This window comes from Povalibacter sp. (assembly GCF_036735925.1).
GTDB lineage: Bacteria > Pseudomonadota > Gammaproteobacteria > Steroidobacterales > Steroidobacteraceae > Steroidobacter.
In genome coordinates this window covers 1-1,838 of sequence record NZ_DAINNK010000162.1, presented here as the reverse complement: position 1 = coordinate 1,838, position 1,838 = coordinate 1, and the positions used below count along the sequence as shown (strand labels likewise).

General features: G+C 65.2%; 2 protein-coding genes. Both read right to left on the bottom strand.

The genetic code is table 11. The annotated features are described in order from the left end of the window. Positions 1-494, bottom strand: a 494-nt coding sequence (locus tag V7D81_RS23155) for an amidohydrolase (protein ID WP_324320779.1), incomplete at its 3' end; no start/stop codon positions are given. Positions 495-587: 93 nt separating this feature from the next. Further along, entirely contained in the window at positions 588-1,835 is a 1,248-nt protein-coding gene (locus V7D81_RS23150; protein ID WP_349257729.1) for a cytochrome P450, read from the bottom strand. Between the last annotated feature and the right edge of the window lie 3 nt (positions 1,836-1,838).

Sequence of the window (1,838 nt, the reverse complement as noted above, 5' to 3'; positions counted from 1 at the left end):
GAATTGTGCAGGCCGTAGATCTCGTCGCAGGGAAAGCGCGTGAACAGGTTGTCCTTGATCATCGCGCGCGCGCCGCCGAGTCCTTCCTCGGCCGGCTGAAACACGAACACCGCGGTGCCGGCGAAGTTGCGCGTCTCGGCGAGATAGCGCGCGGCGCCGAGCAGCATGGTGGTGTGGCCGTCATGGCCGCAGGCGTGCATCTTGCCCGGCACGGTCGAAGCGTAAGGCAGACCCGTCGTCTCAAGGATCGGCAGCGCGTCCATGTCGGCGCGCAGGCCGATCCGCTTGTTGCTGTTGTGGTTGCCGCGCAGTTCGCCGACGACGCCGGTGCCGCCGACGCCGCGATGCACGGTGATGCCCCAGGTCTCCAGCAGGTCGGCGACGATGGCGCTGGTGCGGGTTTCCTCGAAGCCGATTTCCGGATGCGCATGAATATCGCGGCGGATCGCCACGAGATCGTTCTGGAAATCCTTGATCCGGTCGATGACAGGCATGGCTCGCGCGCTCCGCTTGATCGCGGCACGTTATGCCACATCGCAAAGGCGAGTCACGCGGATTTCAGCCCGGCGCTTCGCCGGGCCGCGCATTCACCAGCTGGCCGGAAGCTCCTTGAGGCCGCGCAGCACGAAGGTCGGCCGCCACTTCGGATTTTCCACGTCGTCGATGCGCAGATTCGGAATCCGGCGCAGCAGCGTCGTGAGCGCGACCTCGGCTTCGAGCCGCGCGAGCTGCGCGCCGAGGCAGAAGTGAATACCACCGCCGAACGACAGCGGCCGCACGTTCGGCCGCGTGATGTCGAGCCGATCCGGATGATCGGGATAGACAGCCGGATCGTGATTGGCCGAGCCGAGCAGACACATCACGTTGTCGCCCTGCGGAATTTTCACGCCGCCGATCTCGACATCCTCCATCGCGACGTGGTAGGTGAGCTGCACCGAGGAGTCGTAGCGCAGGAATTCCTCGATCGCGTTCGGCATCAGCGACAGGTTGGACTTCAGCAGTTCGAGCTGGTCCGGATTGCGATGCAGCGCCAGCAGCGCATTGCCGATCAGGTTCACCGTGGTCTCGTGACCCGCGCCGAACAGCAGGATGATGTTCGCGGTCAGCTCTTCGTTGCTGAGCTTGCTGCCGGCCTCTTCCGCCTGAACCAGTTGAGTCGTCAGGTCGTCGCCCGGCTCGCGGCGGCGCAGATCGAACAGCCGCTGGAAATAGGCTTCGGAATTGGCGTGCGCGGCATTGGCCTCGTCGATCTCGGCGCGCGACAGCGGCACCGGATCGAGCAGACGGCCGCCGGTGCGCTCGCGCTTGAAGAAGATTTCGCGATCCGTCTCCGGAATGCCGAGCATGTCGCAGATGACGATGACTGGCAGGCGGAACGCGAAGTCCGAGATCAGGTCCATGCGGCCCTGCCCGATCACCCGGTCGATCGAGTCGTCGACGATCGCCTGGATCTTCGGACGCATGTCCTCGACGCGGCGCGCCGTGAACGCCTTGACGACAAGGCCGCGCAGGCGGGTGTGGTCGGGCGGATCCTGCGTCAGCATCCAGCGGCCCATCGCGCGATAAACAGGCTCGTTCAGCGCTTCCGGCCCGAAGCGGCGCGTGATGCGGGTGACGTAATCCTTGCCGAACCGCTTGTCGCGCAACACCAGCGCCGCATCGGCGTTGCGGCTGACGAGATAGCCGTTCAGCGCCGGCAGATGCAGCACCGGCGCACGCGTGCGCAGCTTGTCGTAGGACGGATAGGGATCGCGGATGAAGTCCGGAGACAGCGGGTTGAACAGCGGCTGGGCGCTTGCCGTCTGGGTTGTAGCCCCTTGCAACTGCTCGTTCATGAA

Bases quoted from the DNA above. Each gene is read 5' to 3' on its own strand.
- V7D81_RS23150 (WP_349257729.1), bottom strand. From the start codon at position 1,835: ATGAACGAGCAGTTGCAAGGGGCTACAACCCAGACGGCAAGCGCCCAG.